At 63.6% G+C, this 660-nt stretch carries 1 protein-coding gene; it reads right to left on the bottom strand.

The genetic code is table 11. The features are described 5' to 3' along the window. A partial coding sequence (locus F6Q13_RS19240; RefSeq protein WP_293059920.1) for a PE-PPE domain-containing protein occupies nucleotides 1-496 on the bottom strand: 496 nt, incomplete at its 3' end. Between the last annotated feature and the right edge of the window lie 164 nt (nucleotides 497-660).

Below are 660 nucleotides of genomic sequence, written 5' to 3'. Positions count from 1 at the left end.
CGTTGGGCAGGTTGGGGTCACCGGTCAGCACGAAGGACACGTCGTCAGAGGGCACACCCTGGGCCGCGAGGTCGGTCATTACCATCCCGGAGATCGTCGAGCTCTGGGAGGCGCCCTTAACGACGATGTCGTTGCCGTCAGCGACTTGCTGGGTGATCGTGGTGGCCAAAATCTGGGTGCCCTGCGCTTCCGAGGTGTCCAGTGGCAGACTCTTGACCCCGGTGTAGAGCGCGTAGTTGCCGGCGGGGTAGAACAAGCCTTGCGGAGTGTAGTGCGGGTAGAGCGGCTCGACGAAGAGATCGAAATTGGTCTGGACGGTGTCGGTGGACGGGATCGGATCTCCGCTGCCGCCCATGATGTACGCGATGTCATCCACGAGCTGGACCGCGCGTGCCTGCACAGGCGGCTTCGGAGTGGTCACCACCGGCACGGTGATGAGACCGGCGCCCGCGACGGCGATGCCTGCGGCGACGTAGCGCCCTGGGGCACGAAACATAGCTGTCTCCTCCGCCGCCGCAATGCTGAGAGATTTCTGAACCTATGCCCAGAAAACAGTAACACCGGCTGACGCAGGCGCGCCGGGCGTCTTACGGGACGATGCTGCTCAGGTCGCCGATCACCGTGGTGACCTGGTCGATCACGGAGAAGATCTCGAATCCG

This window comes from Mycobacterium sp. (assembly GCF_008709575.1).
Taxonomy (GTDB): domain Bacteria; phylum Actinomycetota; class Actinomycetes; order Mycobacteriales; family Mycobacteriaceae; genus Mycobacterium.
The sequence above is the reverse complement of the archived record's forward strand: the minus strand, read 5'-3'. Positions and strand labels throughout refer to the sequence as shown.